The sequence below is a fragment of the Fibrisoma montanum genome (assembly GCF_003583365.1).
Lineage (GTDB): Bacteria > Bacteroidota > Bacteroidia > Cytophagales > Spirosomataceae > Fibrisoma > Fibrisoma montanum.
The window spans coordinates 103,334-125,146 of the sequence record NZ_QXED01000008.1 but is presented as its reverse complement, the minus strand read 5'-3'; the positions used below and the strand labels follow the sequence as shown (position 1 = coordinate 125,146).

14 protein-coding genes and 1 tRNA gene are annotated in these 21,813 nt (G+C 54.3%); 10 read left to right on the top strand and 5 right to left on the bottom strand.

Translation table 11 applies throughout. From position 1 onward, the window contains the following. Positions 1–59: 59 nt before the first annotated feature. The 4 genes from DYU11_RS24935 to DYU11_RS24920 all read left to right on the top strand — a co-directional run bounded on the left by DYU11_RS24935 (position 60) and on the right by DYU11_RS24920 (position 7,297). The gene (locus tag DYU11_RS24935; RefSeq protein ID WP_119670454.1) at positions 60–3,353 is read left to right on the top strand and encodes a SusC/RagA family TonB-linked outer membrane protein; all 3,294 of its coding nucleotides are present in this window, start codon (positions 60–62) and stop codon (positions 3,351–3,353) included. 68 nt (positions 3,354–3,421) lie between these two features. Beyond that, positions 3,422–5,146 (top strand): SusD/RagB family nutrient-binding outer membrane lipoprotein, encoded by a 1,725-nt coding sequence (locus tag DYU11_RS24930; protein WP_119670453.1) that lies wholly within the window; start codon positions 3,422–3,424, stop codon positions 5,144–5,146. Between the two features lie 70 nt (positions 5,147–5,216). After that, the gene (locus DYU11_RS24925) at positions 5,217–5,924 is read left to right on the top strand and encodes a hypothetical protein (RefSeq protein WP_119670452.1); all 708 of its coding nucleotides are present in this window, start codon (positions 5,217–5,219) and stop codon (positions 5,922–5,924) included. A 68-nt stretch (positions 5,925–5,992) separates the two neighbouring features. Beyond that, entirely contained in the window at positions 5,993–7,297 is a 1,305-nt protein-coding gene (locus DYU11_RS24920) for a monooxygenase (protein ID WP_119670451.1), read from the top strand. A 68-nt stretch (positions 7,298–7,365) separates the two neighbouring features. Here DYU11_RS24920 and DYU11_RS24915 read toward each other — a convergent pair whose 3' ends face one another. Continuing rightward, a complete protein-coding gene (locus DYU11_RS24915) occupies positions 7,366–7,884 on the bottom strand; it encodes a redoxin domain-containing protein (protein WP_119670450.1) in 519 nt (172 codons plus the stop codon). Between the two features lie 234 nt (positions 7,885–8,118). Between DYU11_RS24915 and DYU11_RS24910 the strand changes: the two genes are divergently transcribed. The 4 genes from DYU11_RS24910 to DYU11_RS24895 all read left to right on the top strand — a co-directional run bounded on the left by DYU11_RS24910 (position 8,119) and on the right by DYU11_RS24895 (position 17,436). Beyond that, on the top strand, positions 8,119–11,124 hold the full coding sequence (locus tag DYU11_RS24910; RefSeq protein WP_119670449.1) for a SusC/RagA family TonB-linked outer membrane protein: 3,006 nt from the start codon (positions 8,119–8,121) through the stop codon (positions 11,122–11,124). Between the two features lie 63 nt (positions 11,125–11,187). Then, a complete protein-coding gene (locus tag DYU11_RS24905) occupies positions 11,188–12,582 on the top strand; it encodes a RagB/SusD family nutrient uptake outer membrane protein (RefSeq protein WP_119670448.1) in 1,395 nt (464 codons plus the stop codon). Between the two features lie 412 nt (positions 12,583–12,994). Further along, a complete protein-coding gene (locus DYU11_RS24900) occupies positions 12,995–16,036 on the top strand; it encodes a SusC/RagA family TonB-linked outer membrane protein (protein WP_119670447.1) in 3,042 nt (1,013 codons plus the stop codon). A gap of 35 nt (positions 16,037–16,071) precedes the next feature. Then, positions 16,072–17,436: a RagB/SusD family nutrient uptake outer membrane protein gene (locus tag DYU11_RS24895; protein WP_119670446.1), complete on the top strand. Its 1,365-nt coding sequence runs from the start codon at positions 16,072–16,074 to the stop codon at positions 17,434–17,436. Between the two features lie 61 nt (positions 17,437–17,497). Here the strand turns inward: DYU11_RS24895 and DYU11_RS24890 are convergent, their stop codons facing one another. Beyond that, positions 17,498–17,827, bottom strand: a complete 330-nt coding sequence (locus DYU11_RS24890) for a DMT family protein (RefSeq protein ID WP_119670608.1) — start codon at positions 17,825–17,827, stop codon at positions 17,498–17,500. A gap of 88 nt (positions 17,828–17,915) precedes the next feature. Here DYU11_RS24890 and DYU11_RS24885 point away from each other — a divergent pair, with 88 nt between their 5' ends. After that, entirely contained in the window at positions 17,916–19,169 is a 1,254-nt protein-coding gene (locus DYU11_RS24885; protein WP_119670445.1) for an OmpA family protein, read from the top strand. A 104-nt stretch (positions 19,170–19,273) separates the two neighbouring features. Then, on the top strand, positions 19,274–19,936 hold the full coding sequence (locus DYU11_RS24880) for an endonuclease III domain-containing protein (protein WP_119670444.1): 663 nt from the start codon (positions 19,274–19,276) through the stop codon (positions 19,934–19,936). 15 nt (positions 19,937–19,951) lie between these two features. Here DYU11_RS24880 and DYU11_RS24875 read toward each other — a convergent pair whose 3' ends face one another. The 3 genes from DYU11_RS24875 to hflX all read right to left on the bottom strand — a co-directional run bounded on the left by DYU11_RS24875 (position 19,952) and on the right by hflX (position 21,766). Continuing rightward, on the bottom strand, positions 19,952–20,212 hold the full coding sequence (locus tag DYU11_RS24875; protein ID WP_119670443.1) for a hypothetical protein: 261 nt from the start codon (positions 20,210–20,212) through the stop codon (positions 19,952–19,954). A 176-nt stretch (positions 20,213–20,388) separates the two neighbouring features. After that, a tRNA-Arg gene (locus DYU11_RS24870) sits at positions 20,389–20,460 on the bottom strand. Between the two features lie 55 nt (positions 20,461–20,515). Beyond that, on the bottom strand, positions 20,516–21,766 hold the full coding sequence (gene hflX, locus DYU11_RS24865; RefSeq protein ID WP_119670442.1) for a GTPase HflX: 1,251 nt from the start codon (positions 21,764–21,766) through the stop codon (positions 20,516–20,518). Positions 21,767–21,813: the final 47 nt, after the last annotated feature.

Genomic DNA, 21,813 nt, shown 5'->3' with positions numbered 1-21,813 from the left:
AATTCGATTATTAGATTTGTAATAGTAACGCGTTTTTCTTGACCTAACTAAAATCGTACATGAGTAGATTTCTACTGATGAGCTTACTGTTTGTATGCTCATCCTGGGCCACGGCATGGGCTCAGGAACGGAAGATCACGGGCAAAATCGTGTCCGCTGATGATGGTGCACCGATACCGGGCGTATCGGTCGTTCTGAAAGGAACAACGAAGGGGACAAACAGCGACGCTGAAGGAATGTATTCCATCGTCGTGCCTGATAAAGGCGGTAAGCTGGTGTTTAGCTTCGTGGGGTCTGCTACGCAGGAAGTCGAGGTCGGCAACCGCTCCTCCATCGACGTTCGTCTCGAAAATGATTCCAAGCAATTAACGGAGGTGGTTGTGACGGCTGTTGGTATTCAGCGGGATAAAAAAGCCCTTGCCTATGCCGTATCGAACGTCAAAGGCGACCTCCTGCAGCAGCGCTCAGAGCCGGATCCACTGCGGGCGCTGGCCGGGAAGGTGCCCGGGGTAAACATCACGGCCGGAAACGGAGCGCCGGGCGCCGGTACGCGGATTACCATCCGGGGCAACAACTCGTTTACGGGCAACAACCAGCCCCTGTTCGTTGTTGATGGCATTCCGTTCGACAACTCGGTGAACTCTACGCAGGGATACAACCAGAACACCGTAACGACAAACCGGGCCTACGATATCGACCCTAACAACATCGAAAATATGACCGTGCTGAAGGGCGCGGCTGCTTCGGCGCTCTACGGGTCACGCGCTGCCAATGGCGTAATTGTCATTACGACCAAATCGGGCAGCAAGTCGGCCCGTAAAGGACTGGAGGTTAATTTCAATTCATCGTATTCGGTTGAAAACGTATCATCGATTCCTGACTATCAGAATACGTATACACAAGGGTCTAACCAGACCTACAACGGGGGCTTTATCGGCAACTGGGGAACGGTCTTTCCCGCCGAAGTAGATCGGGTCAATGCGGCTCTGGGCTTCGATCGGTACTCGAAAATCATCGATCCGGACTTTCCAGCCGGTACAATTCCGCACCCACTGGTCGATGCGACCGTTCCGTACGGGGCGGCACGTTACCAGACGGCTTTTCCGGAGCTACTACAGCCAAATGGCCGGGGAATTGCCGTACCTCTGGTGCCGCACGACATCATAGGGGGCTTCTTCCGGACGGGCAAAGTGCTGGAAAATGGTATTCAGATCAATTCGACCGGTGATAAAACGTCGCTGAATGCGTCGGTCTCCCGGACAAGAAACGACGGAATCATCCCCAACTCATTTACCGAACGTACCACCCTGAGCTTTGGTGGGAACGCCACCCTGACGAACAAGCTTAACGTAGCCGGTAGCGTAGCCTATACGAACACCAACCAGCAGAGTCCACAGTCGGGGGCGGGGTACTACGCTGATTACGGTGGTTTAGCTTCGGCCGGTTCCATTTACGGGCGCTTGTTCTACCTGCCCCGTAACTATGACCTCAATAATTACCCGTTCGAGAACCCTGTCGACGGGTCGAACGTCTTCTACCGCGCCCTGGACAACCCGCTCTGGACGGCCAAGTATAACCTGTACAACTCCGCCGTCAACCGGATTTACGGGAATATGACCCTAAGCTATGACGTCACGCCCTGGTTGAATCTGACCGCTCGCGGGGGCCTCAACACGTACTCGGAAACGCGCAAAAACGTTGTTCGCCCCGGTGGTACGTTTGTCCCGTTAGGGTCGGTATCCCGGCAGGATCTGACCAAAACGGAGGTTGATTTCACGTTTCTGGCGACGGCACAGCACGACTTTTCGGAGAAGTTCAACGCCAAACTATTGCTTGGCTTTAACCCCAACGAACGTACCTACACCGAGTCGTCCGTGGCCGGATCGCCGGTTATTGATCCAAACGTGTTGACCATCGGCGGGACGCTGAACCAGAACGCAGCCGATTACAGGTACACGCGCCGGTTGTACGGTGTCTTCGGCGAATTAACGTTGGGTTATAACAACTTCGCGTTCCTGACGGCTTCGGTCCGGAATGACCACTCCTCTACCTTGCCGGCCGGTAACAACAGCTATTACTACCCGGCAGTTGCTGGTTCGTTTGTGTTCACGGAAGTGCTGAACCTGCCCAAAAACATCCTGAACTTCGGGAAGCTGCGGGCCAACTACGCCATGGTTGGTAAGGATGCCGACCCGTATCAGGTGTTTACGGCCTACAACCTCGGGCGTACGTTTTATAACGGAACGGCCATTTCGACGGCCAGTCTGCCCAGCCAGCTGAACAACGTCAACCTGAAGCCTGAGTTTACATCGGAGGTTGAACTGGGTGCCGAACTGCAATTTTTCAATAACCGGATCGGGGTAGACGTCGCGCACTTCGACCGCATTTCGACTGACCTGATCGTTACGCGTGAATTACCCCGAACGTCCGGCTTTGCCACTGAAATCACGAACGCCGGTAAAATATCGAACAAAGGTTGGGAGGTCGGCCTGACGCTCGTGCCGATTCGGGCGGCCAATGGCCTGACCTGGAGTTCATTCGTTGCGTATACGCGCATCCGCTCACGGGTAGAAGATGCCGGTCCGGGTGGCGAAATCTTCATCGGCGGCACCGGGCTTTCGTCGCTGGGAACCATCTTCCGGAATGGCCTGCCCTACGGCCAGATCATCGGGTCGCGGAATGCCCGCGACGAGAATGGTAATCTGCTGATCAATCCCAGCACAGGCCTGCCGATCCGTGCGGCCAGTTCGGGCGTGATCGGTGATCCCAACACGAAATACACGGTAGGCTGGACCAACACCGTATCGTTTAAAAACTTTACGCTGACGGTGCTGACGGATTATAAAGCCGGAGGGAGCCTGTTTTCGAGTACGGCCGCTTCGCTGCTGCTGCGCGGTCAGTTGAAAAACTCGGAAGACCGCGAGGGAATGCGGGTGATTCCGGGCGTACTGGGTGATCCGGCTACGTATAAACCGCTGGTGGGTGAAGATGGGAAGCCAATCAAAAACACCATCGCGATGACCGCCTTCCAGTATCACTTTACGGATGGCTACGGGGCTTACGGCGCTGATGAGGTGAACATTTACGACGCCACTGTAGTGCGGCTGCGCGAGGTATCGCTGGGTTACAGCGTACCGAAGGCCTTTCTGCAACGATACGCAAAAGTGTTTGGGAGTCTGCGCCTGTCGGTGTCGGGTCGGAACCTGTGGTTCTACGCCCCCAACATGCTGGAAGGTTTGAATTTCGACCCTGAAGTCTTGTCAAACTTCGCCGATTCGAACATTCAGGGCTTTGATCTGGGAGCCGCACCGTCTACACGTCGTTTCGGGGTCAACCTCAATGCTTCCTTCTAATCACGATCGGGAACAACTGCCTATGGGTCGTTCCCGCTTCTTATCAAACTGCTAACAAACGAATTAAGATGGTTAATCTGAATATATTCAGGACACTGGTACTGGCGGCCCTCATCGGCGTAGTCAGTTCGTGTAACCTGACCGAACTAGATATCAACACCGATCCGAACAAACCGGCCGCCGGGTCGCTGGGGCTGCTGTTGCCGGTGGCAGAGAATGCAGCAGTCGACGCGTTTGGGGCTGTGAATAGCAATGCAATGGGATTTGCCGGTCTGTGGAGTTCTTCCGACGCCTACAACCTGAGCAATACCAGCTACCAGGGAACCTGGAATAGTGCTTTCCGGAGTATGCAGAGCATTGAAGAGTTGCTACGGGCCACCGAGGATGGTAAAAACCCCCGCTACCGGGGTATTGCCCTGGTGCTCAAAGCCTATTCGATGGGTAACTACGTGGATATGTTCGGGGATATGCCGTATTCGGAAGCCTGGAAAGGCAACGCAGCCGAGCCCAACAAATCTCCTAAATTTGATAAAGATTCGGAGATCTACGAGGACCTGCTCAAACTGTGCGATCAGGCGGTTACTGAACTGGCCAAAGCCCAGCCCGTAGCCGTGATCAATGACTACATGGGTGCCGGCAACGCAACAACCTGGACGCGCATTGCCAAAACCGTTAAGCTGCGTCTGCTGCTGAATTCGCGCAAAGGCCGTACGAACGGCAATGCTGACCTAAAGGCGGCTTTCGATGCGGGTGGGTTTATCACGACCCCGGCGCAAAACTGGACGTATCTGTTTTCGACGCAGGTATCCCCCGCCGACAACCGGCATCCCTGGTACTTTACCTATGCCGGGCAGGGCGACCCTACGTACATCAATCACCAGTTGATGGGCGAAATGATCCTGAACAAGGACCCGCGTCTGCCTTTCTATTTTTACCGGCAGACGGCCCGGGTGCTGGACCAGAACAACCCGACCGATCGGGGCACCACGCCGTTTGGCGGGTCGTATCTGCCGCTGCGGGCTTCCTTCCTGGACGAATACAAGCGGGCATTTTCTATCACGGGCAATGTACCGGCCGCTGATCTGGCCTACATCGCCGGGTATTTCGGTCGCGACCGGGCCGACGTATCGGGTGCGGCTGCTGATGGTCCGTTGCGGACAACTCCGGGTACGTATCCGGCTGGTGGGGTTTATTCAGACCGGAGTATCCCGGCCGTAGCGCTGACCGGACAGGCTTCACTGAACTACGGCGGCAATGGGCAATGGCCGCTGATCAATAGCTGGAACACAAAGTATTACCAGATTGAAGCGATCCTGGATGGAACCGGTGTGACCGGCGATGCGAAAGCTTTGTTTGAAACCGCCATGCGCGAACAGATTGCGGTGGTGGTTGCGCAGGGACTCAAATCAGATCCCAGCAAAGCAAAAGCCCCGGCTGCGGCCGACATTGATGCGTACGTAAAAGCGTGGATGGGCCTGTACGATGCGGCAACGACCAATCAGGCTAAACTAAACGTAGTGGCCAAGCAAATCTGGTTCTGCTCCTGGGGACAGGGAATGGAAATCTGGAACCTCCAACGGCGCACGGGTTATCCGATCCAGAGCCAGTTCAAGCAGTTTTCCATTGGTGTTCAGGCGCCTATTTCAAAACCACCCCGTCAGTACGCGCTGCGGTTGCCGTATCCTCAACAGGAGGGTGCGCTGAACCCGAATGCCGCCAAATACATTACCGACGTCATTTTCGACCGGGATCCGATCTTCTGGGACAAAGTAAAAGTGAAGTGGGAGTTTTAACTGAATTACAGGTCGCTTAGCCACAACTGACCGTAGGTGTGGCTGGGCAATCTGAAAACTGACAAGAACAATGAAAAAGCTTTTAATATATTCATTATCAGTCGTAATTACGGTTTTGGTGGGTTGCCGGGATGAGTCGCTCAACCCCAATAAACCCTGGGAGCCGGGAGTGCATGCCCTGGCTGTTTTTGCAGATATACCCGAGGGAAAATTAGGGACAAGTGATAAGGCCAACTTTGCGGCCAATGGCCGCAACTTTCCATTAACCGGCCAGGATAATGCGAAGATGGATATGAAAATCCGTTGGGTATCGCTCGATAATAAACTGACGGTTACCAAGATAGTTGTCAAGGTAGACATGATCGAGTCGTACACGGATCCGGATGGCAACCCTAAAACGGTGTCGCTCGGTAGCGGGGGAAAAGTTGTAAAAACGATTGATTCGCCCGCCCCTAACCGCCAATGGAACACGTTCAGCATCACGCCGAATGAAATTTATACCCTGTATAAAGATGCGACCGTGAAATACGACAAGGTAAATGCCGTGAAAGTTTTCGAAAACCCCGCTCGTCCGCGTCCGGCCGGTGCCCGGTTGCAGGGGGCTCAGGTCGTTGGCGGCAGGACCGTTGCCAGTGCCGATGCCTTTGTTGTGACCTGGGAGCTAACCACCTCCGATGGACTGGTATTCAAAGTGTGGAATGAAGAAAGCATCTGCCTTGATCCTACGCCGGTGTCTCAGGCCAATTCGAATTGCCGCCTGAATTTTACAGTCAGATAACCGTACCTGTAATTTGTACTGGAGCAGCAACGGGTGCACCCGTTGCTGCTTTTTCATCACTGGCGGATATGAACTTTAGGCAAACTGGTAACTGGCTGATACTTTGGCTGCTTACAGGCCATGCGCTTGTGGCTCAGTCGCCTACTTACGTCCAGCACGTTAAGTCAATCATCACACAACACTGTGCTACGCCCTGTCACCATCCCGCAGGGGTCGGACCGTTCAGTTTGCTGACGTATGAGGACGTGGCCAAGCGGGGCAGGTTCATCGCAAAAGTGACACAGGCCCGGTACATGCCGCCGTTTCCGGCCGATCGGCAGTTCCAGCATTATGCCAACGAACGCGGTTTGTCGAACGTAGAGATTGACCTGATTCAGCAGTGGGTAAAAGCCGGAATGCCCGTTGGGCACCAGCGGTCGGCTGGTCTGCACCGAAGGTCTGACCAGCCAGCCGCTGGTGAGCTGCCCCTACAATCTGACCAGGCTTACGCGGCCGGTCAGACCTTCGGTACAGACCAGCCGCGTAAGCCCGATCTCGTGCTGCGCATGAAGCCCTACGCCATCAAAGGCGACGGCCGAGAAGATTTTCGGTATTTTCACGTACGGATGGGCCTGCAGCAGGACGTTTGGGTAGAAGCCATCGAGTTTGTGCCGCAGAACCGTAAACGGCTGCATCACAGCCGCCTGATGATCGATTCGACGGGGACTATGGCCGGTATTGACGGGCTGGCGGAAGACGATCCCCGGCTGCGTGACTTTCAACGGACGCCCCTGGCCGATGCTTTTCTGTACGGATGGGTACCCGGCAACGACCGCGTTACATTCCCGGCTGGGGCCGCCAAGCGCATCCGGGCGGGTAGCGACCTGATCCTGAACCTCCACTATGCGCCCGCCCCCAAACCCGAAGCCGACCAATCGGAAGTTCGGCTCTATTTTGCCCGGAAGCCGGTAGAACGGGAAGTCCGTACGCTGACCCTGACGGAAAACAACATTACTAATCAGCCGTTTGTGCTGCCCGCCAACACCCGCCCGACGTTTTACATGAATTACGGCCCGATCAGCGACACGATCCGGTTGCTTTCGGTGATGCCTCACATGCACTGGCTGGGCCGGAAGGTGAAGGCGTTTGCCGTTACGCCCGCCGGTGATGCCGTTCAGCTCGTTAAAATCGACGAGTGGGATTTTAACTGGCAGTTATCCTACTTCTTCCGTGAACCGCTCGTCCTGCCGAAGGGCTCGACCATTATTGCCGAGGCTTCGTACGATAATACCGATCAGAATCCGCTTAACCCCAACCGCCCGGTCCGGCCGGTACGCTACGGCTGGAACTCCACCGACGAGATGATGAATCTGGTCTTCTATTACGTTAAATAATTGAGTGATTGAGTTGTGGAATGATTGAATTAAGGGGTTGTCTTCAATTCAATCATTCCACAACTCAATCATTCGATCAGACACCCCACCGCATCCGTTCGGGGAACAGCAACGGGCTGCCCGGCCAGTAAAGCCGTCAGGGCATCGCGGAGGTAGTGCTGGGTAGGAGAGGGCCGATGCTTACCGAGCGATACGTACCAGTCGTCAACAGCACCCTGGTAGCTTACAGTGCCATCGGTGGCCATCAGCACAACCTCGGGTGTAACGTGGGTCCGAAAATAGCGCGCGAGCTTTGCGCCTGGATCTGCCTGTCCCTCAAACGGAAGTTGATACAGCTTATGGAATTGCCGGATGGTCTGGGGAGAGTCGGTACTGAGCGGATAAACGCCGACAAATCGAACCCCTGCTTTCCTGAAGGACCGGTGCAGTTCGGCAAGGCGTGGGGCGTACTGCTGACAAACCGGACATTCGGTATTCAGAAAGAGGTAAACGGTGGGATGCGGTTTTGGTGCTGCGCCGGCGGTCTCGTATAGAGGGCTACGAACGAACAGGGCAAGCAGTATATGACCAAGTAGAAATGCATTCATGGCACAGAAAAAAACAGCCGTGTACAGCGTCGAAAGGTATCAACTTAACCCGAGTTCTTGTCGTTCTCGTTCAACACGGTATAAAATAATACTATCAAATATTGACAGGCTGCAACGTTAGGCTTTTTCCTGCGTCTTTAGCTGTATTGTTAAAAAATATTGTTCTGCGAATTTGTTGTATTAACAGAAAAGTAATATTTAATTTTGCGGTTTACTTGTTTAAAATACCACAATATGAGGAAAATTATATTGCTTCTGCTTTTATTCGTGGGAGCACTGCACCTACCAGCAGTCGCACAAGATCGCCGGGTGACGGGAAAAGTCACATCCGCGGAAGATGGCAACGTATTGCCTGGTGTTTCGGTGCAGATCAAAGGTACGTCGCGCGGCACACAGACCGATGCCGAGGGAAACTACTCAATCTCTGTACCTGCCACCGCAACAACCCTGGTGTTTAGTTTTGTGGGGACAACGGCCCAGGAGGTTGTTATCGGCAACCGCAACCAGATTAACGTTGCCCTTACCAACGATTCGCGGGCACTGAGCGAAGTGGTCGTGGTGGGTTACGGTACGCAGCAGCGTCGCGACCTGACCGGTTCACAAGCCAGTATCAGCGGCAAAGACATTGCCAACCTGCCCGTTCAGACGTTCGAAACGGCACTGCAGGGCCGGACGCCGGGGGTGCAGATTACCCAGGGTAGCGGTAAGCTTGGAACGGCGCTTCAGATTCGGGTTCGCGGGGCCGCGTCGATTTCGGCCGGTAACGAGCCGCTGTACGTTCTGGATGGTATTCCCATTACGTCGCAGGACCTGAACACAACGGACAATGAGCAGTTCAGTCCGCTGGCCGACATTGACCCGAATGATATTGAATCCATCGAAATCCTGAAAGATGCATCGGCATCGGCTATCTACGGATCGCGGGCGAGCAACGGTGTGGTACTGATCACGACCAAACGTGGTAAAGCCGGTCGGACCAACGTGCAGGTGGGCTACTACACCGGTATCACTAACCCGACCCGGGTGCGTAAGTTCCTGAATGGTCCGCAGTATCTGGAATTGTTCACGGAATCACTGACCAACGCCGGTATCGATCCGAACGATCCGAGCGACGGTTTCCCCGGCTACGGTCTGGACCCGAATTCTACCGTCAACAGCGACTGGGCCAGTGCGGCCTTCCGGCAGGGAACGATCAATCAGGCGAACTTCGCCATCAACGGTGGTAGCGAGAAAACCCGTTTTAATCTGTCGGGCGCGACCAACAAGCAGATTGGCTTCATCATTGGCAACAATTTTCAGCGGAACAACGTCCGCCTGAATCTTGATCATACGGTGAGTGATAAGTTCAGCCTGGGGGCCAGTATTGCGTTTGCCCGTACTAACAACAAGAAGGTTCCGGGAGACAATGCGTTCTCGAACCCGATCCAGTTGAACGCCCTGCCGCCGATCCAGCCGATCTACGATCCGAACGATCCGACGGGCTACAACCGGCAGACGCTCTATTACAATAACCTGGTTGAACTCAACAACGCGTCAAACTACGCTCGTACGTTCCGCACGTTCGGGAACATCTTCGGTCAGTATCAATTGCTGCCGGGCCTGACGTTCCGGAGCGAATACGGCTTCGACGTACTGAATCTGCAGGAAGAAATTTTCCAGGGCCGCGTAACGGAAGATGGTGCCCCCACCGGCTACGGCTATCAGGCGCAGACCCGCTCGAACAACTGGACCGCCAACAATACGTTCAGCTACCTGCGGACATTCGGCGGGACGCACAGCATCGACGTTCTGGCTGGTCTTACGTACCAGGAGCAGAACGTACAGACCGTATCGGGAACGGCCCGTAACTTCCCGAACGACAAGTTTCAGGAGTTGGCCAGTGCCAGCCAGAAAACCGATGCCAGTTCAACCGAAACCGGCTATAGTCTGGTGTCGTATCTGGCGCGGGTAAACTATAAGTTCCGCGATCGGTACCTGCTTGGTTTGTCGGGCCGTATCGATGGTTCGTCACGCTTTGGTCTGAACAACCGCTACGGTTTCTTCCCGGCTATTTCGGCGGGCTGGATTCTGAGCGACGAGTCGTTTGTCAAAAACACGGTTCCATCGCTAAGTCTCCTGAAACTGCGGGCCAGCTACGGGGTAACGGGTAACTCCGAAATCGCAAACTTCGCATCTCGTGGTCTGTACGGCACCATCAACTACGCCGATCAGGTAGGGATTCGTCCGTCGCAGGTAGCCAATGCTGATCTGCGCTGGGAGCAGTCGACGCAGCTGGACATTGGTCTGGAGTTTGGGTTCCTCAACAACCGCATCAACGGTCAGATTGATTTCTACAACAAGGTAACGAACGACCTGTTGCTGAACCAGCCGCAGCCGGCCATCAACGGGTTCACCACTATTGCCCGGAATATCGGTAGCCTGCGCAACCGCGGGGTTGAATTCAGCGTTACGTCGCAGAACCTGACGAAAGCGCTGCGGTGGTCGACCAACTTCAACATCTCGTTCAACCGGAACCGGGTGACGAAATTGAACGTATCGCCGATCCGGGCCAACTCGCGGTTCCTGAGCTACGTAGTCGAAGGCCAGCCGCTGGGTATCTTCTACGGCAAGAAATACGTAGGCGTTGACCCGCAGACGGGTGATGCGCTGTATCAGGGAGCCGACGGCAATCCGACCGCCGATTATGCGGCTGCCCCCGAACTGTTCGTTGGTGATCCAAACCCTGATTTCACGGGAGGTCTGACCAACAATTTCTCGTTCAAAGGCTTCGACCTGAGCTTCCTGCTCCAGGGCGTTTACGGGAACGATATCTACAACACGGCGGCCATCTACCAGTCGGTGAACGGTGACTATTTCGACAACCAGACCATCGATCAGCTGGATCGCTGGCAGAAGCCCGGCGACATCACCGACGTACCGAGAGCCGTTTTCGGTGGCGGTAACGGCACGGGCGTATCGTCGCGCTGGGTGCAGGATGGTTCGTTCCTGCGCGTGAAAACCGTATCGTTTGGCTATAACCTGCCGAGTGCTCTGCTGCGGAAAATCTCCGTACAATCGGCGCGGGTGTATGTATCGGGCCTGAACCTGTTCACGTTCACCAAGTACACCGGCTACGATCCGGAGGTGAACACGCAGTATGCGAACGCCAGCAACCAGACGGCCAACATCGCCCTGGGACACGATTTCTACACGCCACCCCAGGCCCGTACGTTCACGGTAGGTATTAATTTAGGTTTCTAAGCAAAACAGTCATGGCACTGGGCAGCTAACCCGCTGACCGGTACCTATACGGATACACAGAGTATGAAAAAAATAATTGTATCGCTGGGTTTGGCGCTGGCTTTGGTTGCCTGCAACGACCGGCTGAATATAGAACCCCGGCAGTCGGTTGATGCCGCTACGGCGCTTTCGTCGGCGCAGGACATTGAGAGTGCCATTATTGGTGCGTATGGTGTGCTGCCCGGCGTTCAGGGTGGTGGCCTAGCCGATGCCGAATTGTACGGAACTAACCTGAATCTGTTAGCCGAACTGCTGGCATCCGACGACTACGTAGCGTGGCGCGGTACGTTCCAGGGGTATCGGGAGGTGACAAACCGGCAGATGCTGGCGACCAATTCCGAAGCGCAGCGGACGTGGGTAACAGCCTATCAGGTTATCAACGTAGCAAACAACATCCTCGGGGCGCTCGACAAAATTCAGGATGCCGGAAGCCGGGCCGAATTTGAAGGAGAAGCGCGTTTCCTGCGGGGTATTATGTATTTTGAACTGGTACGTTTCTATGGTCTGCCATGGGGTACGCGGGCCGACAACAGCCAGCCGGGCGTTCCGCTGGTGCTGCGTCCTACGCTGTCGCAGGAGCAGGCGGCTGAAACCAGAGCCCGCAATACGGTCGCTGAAGTATACACCCAGGTGCTGGACGATCTGACCAAAGCTTCGACGCTGCTGCCCAATGATAACGGTTTACGGGCCGATAAGTACTCGGCGCTGGGTTTCCTGAGCCGGGTGTATCTGCAACAGGCCGATTACGCCAAAGCGCTGAACGCAGCGAACCAGATCCTGCAATCGAATCAGTTCCGGCTTAACCCCGGCGTGGCGGATGTATTCCGGAATAAGAACACGGCCGAAAGTGTTTTCGAAATCCAGGAGAATACGCAGAATAACCCTGGTACTACCAACGACGGCCTGACTACGTTCTATGCCAGCATCCCGGCGGGTGGCGCTGCGGTAGGGCGGGGTGATGTACAGGTGCTGAACGGCTTTGTCGAGTCGTATGCGCCGACCGATAACCGTCGCGAAGATCTGTTCTACATTGGCGTGAAAGGTGCCGGTACTCGCTACTATTCAGGTAAATGGACTGATTTTGGTGGTAACGTCCCCGTTATCCGGGTGGCCGAAATCCTGCTGACGCGGGCGGAGTGTAACCTGCGGCTCAACTCGGCGGTCGGTGCAGCCCCCGCCGAAGACCTGAACGCCGTACGGACACGGGCCGGGCTGGCTCCTGTTGCCAACCCAACCCTGGCCGATGTACTGCAGGAGCGCCGGCTGGAGCTTGCTTTTGAAGGCCTGCGTATCCACGACATCAAGCGGCTTCGGCAAAATGCCGGGACGTTGCCCTGGAACTCGCCGAGACTGGTACTGCCGATTCCGAAAAGCGAAATTGACGCCAATACGCAACTCGTTCAGAACGAAGGGTATTAATACCGGTTTCGCATCCGTTGCTTTTACCCCAAACCCCTGAAGGCGTAGAAGCAAACCCGTTTTATACAGTTGGATTAAATCAGGCTATACCTACCCGGTATAGCCTGATTGCTTTTCAGGCTAACGCATTGATATACGGCCCTGGCTACTCCACTCCTTGTAGAGAACAGATGAAAAGTAACGTATATAAACTACTGTGAGACAACGGGTGCGCCACAAGACTTGTCAATACGATATACGGGCCGTCTTACCCGAAATTTTATTTTATCTTGTAAACAGTTGGCAATCGTATGGTTTGGGTTTTGCTGGAATTAAACAAATACCTTTATTTTTAGGTAATAGTTGTTTTAACGAAATTTTAACTACAACTTTTGCTGCCTAATTTTTCATAATAACTATCAACAACCGCTCTATGAAGAGATTTTTATTGTTTGTGGTATGGTTGGGAGCATTCGCCCTGCCTGCTCTGGCGCAGGAACGCCGGGTAGCCGGGAAGGTGACCTTAGCGGAAGACGGAAACCCACTACCGGGTGTTTCTGTCGTTGTAAAAGGAACAACCCGTGGTACTCAGACCGACTCGGAAGGTAATTATTCCTTAACCGTGCCGGCCAATGTGGGGACCCTCGTCTTCAGTTTTGTTGGTACTACCTCGCAGGAAATTCCTGTCGGTAATCAATCAACAATTAACGTACAGTTAGGCTCCGACACGCGCTCCATCAATGAGGTAGTGGTTGTGGGGTATGGTAGCGAATCAAAACGCAACCTGACCGGCAACATTGCCAAAGTATCCGGGCGGGAGATTGAGAATCTGCCCGTTACCAGCGTTGAGCAGGCCATTCAGGGCCGGGCCGCCGGGGTGCAGATCACCTCCCTGAACGGTAAAGTAGGTCAGGGGCTGCAAATCCGGGTGCGGGGTTCCTCGTCCGTATCGGCCAGCAACCAGCCGCTGTTTGTTGTGGATGGTATTCCGATTACTACCGGCGCGCCGGGCGACCCCAATGCCACCGCAGCGCTGACGAATCCAATTGCCGACATCAATTTCAACGACATTGAATCCATTGACATCCTGAAAGATGCGTCGGCATCGGCCATCTACGGATCGCGGGCGAGCAACGGCGTGGTGCTCATTACGACCAAGAAAGGACGGCAGGGCAAGACACAGTTTGAACTGAATGCCTACGGTGGTTTCAGTAGTCCAACCCGCAAGCGCGAGTTTCTGAATACGCAGGAATACGTTCAGTTTTTTGAAGAAGCGCGGGCCAACTCGGTGGCGCTCGGCCTGACGAACATTACGCAGGCACAGCTTCAGAACTTCTTTACGGCGAACGCGGCCGGCGATCGGGCCAACTGGGAGCAGGGCCGTATCAATACCAACTGGCAGGATCAGGCTTATCAGGATGCGCCCATTCAGCAGTATGACCTGAGCGCCCGCGGTGGCGATGCCAGAACGCGCTTTTACGTATCAGGATCGTACCTCGACCAGAGCGGTATTTTGATCAACAACCGGTTCCGCCGGCTGAGCGGTCGCTTTAACCTCGACCACTCCGCCACCGACAAGCTGACGCTGGGCGTCAACATGAACGTAGCCCGGACGGTCAACAATCAGCTGGCCAACGATAACTCATTCACGACGCCGATGCAGATTGTGGCGTTGCCGCCTATCTCGCCCGTTTTCGACCCGACCACTAATCGGCTCAACGACCAGACGTACTACTACAATTCGTTGCTTGACCGGGATTTTGCCTCGTACGAAACGACCTCCTATCGCGTCATTGGTAATGTGTTCGCCGAGTACCGTATTCTGCCCGGTCTGTCGTTCCGCTCAGAGTGGGGAGCTGACATTCTGAACAAAAACGAAGAACAGTACTACGGTCGCGAAACGCTGCTGGGTAACCCTAACGGCGTTGGTATCAACAACTTTGCGCAGATCGTTAACTACACGACCAACAACTTCTTCACCTTCGGGCGGACGTTTGCCGAACGGCACGATGTAGATGCGACGGTCGGTATGTCGTACCAGGAATCAAGCACCAACTTCACGCAGGTGCAGGGCCGGGATTTTCCGAGCAATGCCTACAAGCAGATCGTGGCTGCGGCCCGTATCAATGCTGGTTTGTCGACCGAAACCGCCTTTAGCTTCCTGTCGTACTTTGCCCGGTTGAACTACCGGTTCAACAACCGCTACATTCTCGGGCTGGTTGGCCGGGTAGATGGTTCGTCGCGGTTCGGGGTCAACAACCGCTACGGTATCTTCCCGTCGGCGTCGGTGGGCTGGATTCTGACGGAGGAGTCGTTTATGAAAAACATTCCAGTCATCAGCAACCTGAAACTGCGGGCCAGCTACGGTCTGACGGGTAACGCTGAAATCGGCAACTTTGGCTCGCGGGCGCTTTACGACGGAACGGCCGGCTACGCGGGGGTTCCGGGACAGGCTCCGTCGCAGATTGCTAACCCGGATTTGAGCTGGGAAAAAACGCTTCAGACCGACATTGGTCTGGAATTTGGTCTGCTCGACAACCGCCTTACCGGCGAAATCGATTACTACACCAAGAACACGCGCGATCTGCTGCTGAACGTAAACGTACCGGGTACTACCGGCTTCTCTACTCAGCTTCGGAATGTTGGCCAACTGGAAAACAAAGGATTTGAATTTGTCCTGAACACCCAGAACGTTCGGGGAGCGTTCCAGTGGAGCACGAACATAAACGTTGCCCGCAACACCAACAAGATTACGAACCTCGATGGGCAGATTATCCAGGGGGGATACATTAACCAGGCGCAGGAAGGCAGTCCAATCGGTGTGTTCTTTGGCCGTGAGTATGCCGGAGTTGATCCGCAGAACGGCGATGCGCTTTACTACCGCAACACGGCCAATGCCGACGGTAGTCTGGACCGGAGCACTACCAATAACCCGAACCAGGCCGAACGCGTGGTAATCGGTAATCCGAACCCTTCGTTTATCGGCGGTGTGACCAACACCTTGTCGTACAAAGGATTGGAGTTGAGCTTCCTCTTCCAGGGGCAGTTCGGCAACCAGATCTACAACGCAGCCGGTCAGTACATGTCGGCCAACGGTAACTTCTTCGACAACCAGACCCGGGATCAACTGCGTCGCTGGCAGCGCCCGGGGGACATCACCGACGTGCCACAGGCCCGTTTGGTAGGTGGTAACGGAACGGTCGAGTCATCGCGCTACCTGCAGGACGGGGATTACGTTCGCTTGAAAACGGCTACGCTGGGTTACACCCTGCCCAAATCGCTGACAAACCGGGCGAAACTCAATCGGGTACGTGTGTACGTTACGGGCCAGAATTTGTTGACGTTCACCAACTACACTGGCTGGGATCCTGAGGTAAACACCGACGCGGCTGCCGGCAATATTGGTCTTGGCAACGATTTCTATTCGGCTCCGCAGCCCCGGACAATCACAGCGGGTATCAACATTGGCTTCTAATGGTAATCTGAACAACTCATTGCTCTTAATTCGGTATGAATCATATAAAACTGTCAATCGTTGGGTCGGTGCTGGCTGTGGGCTTGTTGCTGACCGGATGCGACAACAAACTGGATATTAATCCGATCAACTCGGTTGATGCGCAGCAGGCCTTACAAACGGCTCAGGATCTGGACGCGCTACTGGTCGGCGCGTACGATGCGCTCGGGAACGGAAATCTGTACGGAGGGAACCTGCTTCGTGACGCCGAACTCCTCGGCGACAACGGCGAGACCACCTGGAACGGAACGTTTCTGGAACCCGCCGAAATTGCCCGTAAAGCCATCCTGACTACAAACGGGCAGGTTAGAGATACCTGGCTGGCCGCCTACTACGCCATTAACGTCTGCAATACGGTGCTGGCTAATCTGAATCTGGCAGAAGCTAGTGAACGGGGACGTATTGAAGGCGAGGCTAAGTTCATCCGGGGTACGATGTTTTTTGAGCTGATACGTCTCTACGCCCGGCCCTGGGGCGATGGCGATGCCAACACCAATCCGGGCGTGCCCCTGGTGCTGACGCCTACTACCGTGCTTAACCAAAGCAACCAGGTTCCTCGTAACTCCGTGGCTGAAGTGTATGCGCAGGTAATCAAAGACCTGACCGAAGCTGAAACCCGGCTACCGGCCACCAACGGGTTCTTTGCGACCAAAGGAGCAGCCGCCGGTATGCTGGCCCGCGTGTACCTGCAGCAGGGTAACAATGGCCCGGCCGCCAGTGCTGCCGATCGGGTTATTGCGTCGAATCGCTATCAGCTCGTGCCCATCGAAGAAGTGTTCGATCTGCGCTTGTTCATCAACGGTTTTAATACGGACGAAACCGTTTTTGCGGTGCAGGTGACTGATCAGGACGGGGTCAACAACCTGAATCTGTACTACGCCATCCGGGACTACGGCGGTCGGGGCGACATTTACATTCAGGAGCGCCACCTGAATCTGTACGAGCAGGCCGATCAGCGCGGTGGCCTGTTCTACGAGGACGATGGTGGTTTGATTCGTACAGCCAAGTTTGTCAATCAGTACGGAAACGTACAGGTACTGCGTCTGGCCGAAATGTACCTGATTCGGGCGGAGGCTAATTTCCGGAACAATACGTCGGTGGGTGCCACCCCGCTCGCTGATATTAACCTGATTCGGGCGCGGGCCGGGCTGGCACCGCTCACGCAGGCACAGCTTACCCTGAACGCCATTCTGCGGGAACGCCGGCTGGAACTGGCCTTCGAAGGGACGTTGATCCACGACATCAAGCGGACCCGGCAGAACATCGGTACCATCCGCTTCAATGATCCACGGCTCATTTATCCCATTCCGCAGCGGGAAATTGATGCCAACCGGGCACTGGTGCAGAACCCAGGGTATTAATCCCTACGCATAGACGAGCAAAGAGGGCACGCCGATGGGTGTGCCCTCTTTGCGTTTAGGCCTACCACTTCTTGAATACGAAGAAAACCGCCAGGACCAGCAGGGCGAACCCGACGATGTAGTTCCACTTTATCTCTTCTTTTAGATACACGACCGCAAAGGCAGCGAACACAACCAGCGTAACAACTTCCTGAATTGTTTTGAGTTGAAACGCATTGAACTCGTAAGAGCCGATCCGGTTGGCCGGTACCGCAATGCAATACTCAAAGAAGGCAATGCCCCAGCTGATCAGGATCACTTTCCAGAGCGGTTCGTTATGGTACTTCAGGTGCCAGTACCAGGCGGTGGTCATGAAAATATTCGAAACAATCAAGAGAAAAACGGTTCGCATAAAAATTTGAAAAGCGGCCTCATTAAACCATAAACTACCCGGCCTGGTCAAACGTTTAGTAAAGGTAAGCGCTCTGTAAACAACGATCATGAACTGCCGACTCATTATCCTCTTTTTGCTGCTGCTCAGCCCGTTTGGTCTACTGGCTCAGGGGCAGTACACAACCGAAAACCCCCGCGTTGATGACGTTAACGACCGCGACGTAACCATCCGGCGCGTCGAACTGACGGATCAGTACACGATTATTTACATGACGTTTCGATCCAGGCGGTCGTCGGGGCAGATGTTTAAAATCCCGTTACCAAACGGACGTGGCTACTCACTTCCATCGACCAATACGATCAGTTTTGTGCCGACGGCCAGGCTCTACGTGAACGATGGCGAAAAGTCATTCAAATTCATTCGGGCCGAGAATATACCCACCGAGAAACGGCGGGACGTATCGCCGGGCGAACAGGTCGATTTTGTCGCGTATTTCGAGCGGATCACGCCCGGCTACGAAGTGTTCGACCTCTTTGAGTGCAGCGACCAGAATCGAAACGGCGAAATCTGTTTCAACTTCTGGGGGGTTCACATCACCAATCCCGCGAAGAAACCCAATGCCAGACGAGCCCCTGCTACGCCCCCCAGACAGGAGTCAAAGCCGCCGGTTACCCCACGGCCAACACCAACCGTACCAACACCGGAGCCTGAAAAGCCGAAGCCCAGCGCTCCGGCAACAGTAGCCATCAACGGTACCGTACGCGACGCAAAAACGAAGAAGCCGATAAGGGCGACCATTCGGTATCGGCTGCTGTCGGGGGCCGAAACAAACGGAGACGAACCGGCTGACTCGGTACGTAGCGACGGTACCAGCGGTAAGTACAATGCTCCCGGCCAGTCCGTAGCTGTGTATGCCGTCACGGCATCGGCTAAGGGCTACTTTAGCCAAAGCGATACCCTCGCAACCAGTCGTTCGGATGTGACCCGGAATTTTGATCTGACTCCGATCGAAACCGGCACAAAAATCACGCTGAAGAACATATACTTCAACGTATCAAAGTTCGATCTGAAGCCGGAATCATTCCCGGAGCTGGATCGGCTGGCTGGAATCATGCAGGAAAACCCGACGATGACAATCCGGCTCGAAGGTCACACCGACATTGTCGGTAATTTCGATGCCAACGTCGAACTCTCGCGCAACCGGGTCAACGAAGTGAAGCGCTACCTGATTACCAAAGGCATCGACTCCGACCGGATCGATACCGTTGGCTACGGCCCCTCGCGGCCAATCAATACCAACAAGAGTCTGAAAGAACGGCCTGAGAACCGGCGCGTTGAGCTGGTGATTACGAAGGTGTAAAAACCCTGGACGTTGGTTTTCGGTTTACAGGTGTCTGTTTACGGTTTACGGAACTGGCTATTTGCCTCCTGACACCAAACAGGCACCTGTAAACCGAAAACTGCATGAAGCCTGATTTTGAGCTTACTACCGTTCTGAGTCATATCGAAAAAGCCATTCAGCCGTATCCAAAGGCGGCTATGTTCGAGCTGGCCGAACGGGGCTACAACAGCCTGTTTGAGCAACTGATTTCGTGCATCGTTTCCATCCGGACACTGGACGAAACTACCATTCCGGTGTCGGAGCGATTGTTTGCTGCTGCCCGTACGCCCGAACAGTTGCTGGCTCTCGACATTCCGACGCTAACGGAGCTATTATACGGCACAACCTACCCTGACCAGAAGGCGTATACGATGCGGGGGATTGCCGAACGTACCATGTCGGAGTTTGGCGGTAAACTCCCCGCCGATTTTGAGACGCTTACTTCCTTTAAAGGCGTGGGACCTAAATGCGCTAATCTGGCGCTGGGTGTTGCCACCGGGCAGGCGGCCATAAGCGTGGATGTGCACGTGCACCGTGTCGTTAACCGCTGGGGTTATGTGCTGACCAAACAGCCTGAAAAAACACTGAACGTACTGGAAGCGAAGGTACCAAAGGCGCAATGGATCGATATTAACCGGTTGCTTATGCCTTTTGGCAAACACATCTGCACGGGCACGCTGCCTCACTGTTCTACCTGCCCTGTGCTGCCCTGGTGTGAACAGGTCGGCGTAACGAAACATCGATAAGCCGGGCTGCCGCTTTTATGATTCAGCATAGAAATTGTGCCAGTCGATGCTGTTCAGGTAAGGATCGAGTGAGGCCAGTTCCGTAAACGTACAAACACACGTAAGCGTTTGTTGAGTTTCGTCAAAACACATTTCCGCGAAGAAGTCGTTGAATCGATATAATTGTCGAAAGCGGCCCGCTTCAGAATAAGACGATAATTGTGTTCCCCAAAGAATCAGAGCGCCAATTTTTATGGCAAAGGGGAGCTGATCGTAAGCCTGTCGTTCAATTTTCATAGCGCGTACCCGAGTAAAAAAGAGGAAGTACCCGTCAGCATTTTGTGTATGTTGCCTTTGACAAGGGTAATTTTAAAGGTTTCTACTCACACTATTCGATAGACTTATTATAAATTTATTGGATGGCTTATACATGAAAAAACCGTCAACAGTTGTCTGCTGACGGCTTTTGGGGGTAGCTCCGACGGGAATCGAACCCATATCAAACGTTTAGGAAACGTCTATTCTATCCATTGAACTACGGAGCCAAATAAAAGGCGGTTGTTAAACCGCCTTCTTATTCGCAAAATTGCTTAAAATTCGTTAACCTGCCAAACCGTCGCCGTATTCAGCTGATTCGGACAGGGGTACGTTGACCCAGTTCGGGTAAATCGTGAAGTGCTTCTCTTTCACGAGGTTGTAGAGCAGCTCCCGCAATTCTTCGATGTTTTCCCGGTTTTGCGCCGAGATGAACACAACGTGCTCAGCTTTTTGGGTCAGATACGTCTTTTTGAGGTATTGCAGCGCCGTCTGTTTGCGCACAGCCACCGGAATCTCGCCTTCCTGTTCCTGAACCAGTTCGTACGCCAGATCTTCTTTCGGCTCAAACTGATCAATCTTGTTGAAAACGAGAATCGTCGGTTTATTGGCCGCTCCAATGTCAGTCAGCGTTGAGCTAACCACCTCAATGTGTTCCTCAAACGACGGGTGCGATACGTCGACTACGTGCAGCAGTATGTCGGCTTCCCGAACTTCGTCCAGGGTTGACTTAAACGACTCGATCAGGGTGGTCGGCAATTTCCGGATGAACCCAACCGTATCCGTCAGCAGGAACGGGATATTACCCAGCACTACCTTCCGGACCGTCGAATCGACCGTGGCGAACAGCTTGTTTTCTGCAAAGACGTCGGCTTTCGCCATCGTTCGCATCAGGGTCGATTTGCCAACGTTCGTATAGCCAACCAGCGCGACCCGGGCCAGGCGATCGCGTTCTTTCCGGCGAGTCTGGCTTTGTTTATCAATCTTCTCCAGCTTCTCCTTCAGGAAGGCAATCCGGTCTTTTACGATCCGGCGGTCAGTTTCCAGTTCGGATTCGCCCGGTCCCCGCATCCCGACGCCCCCTTTCTGGCGACTCAAGTGCGTCCACATGCGGGTCAGGCGGGGGTAGAGGTATTGATATTGCGCCAGTTCGACCTGAACACGCGCCTGCGCCGTTTGCGCCCGCATCGAGAAAATGTTCAGAATCAGCAGGCTCCGGTCAAGCACCTTGATCTCCTTGAATTCACCCTCCAGGTTACGTACCTGCGCGGGTGTCAGGTCGTCGTCGAAGATGATCGTATCAACCGGGTTATCGGTAATGTATGTTTGAATTTCTTCCAGTTTACCCTTACCGACAAACGTGCGGGTGTCGGGCCGTTCCAGCTTCTGCACAAAGGTTTTAACAGTGCGGATGCCGGACGTTTCGGCCAGAAACGCCAGTTCATCTAAATACTCTTTGGTCTGCTCGGCGGTTTGCTTCTGCGTTACCAGCGCGACTAAGACAGCGGTTTCAGGGTTTTTATGGGTGTCGATCATGCAATAATTTATTGTTGAGGGTACTGATCCAGCCAGCGCCGGATCAG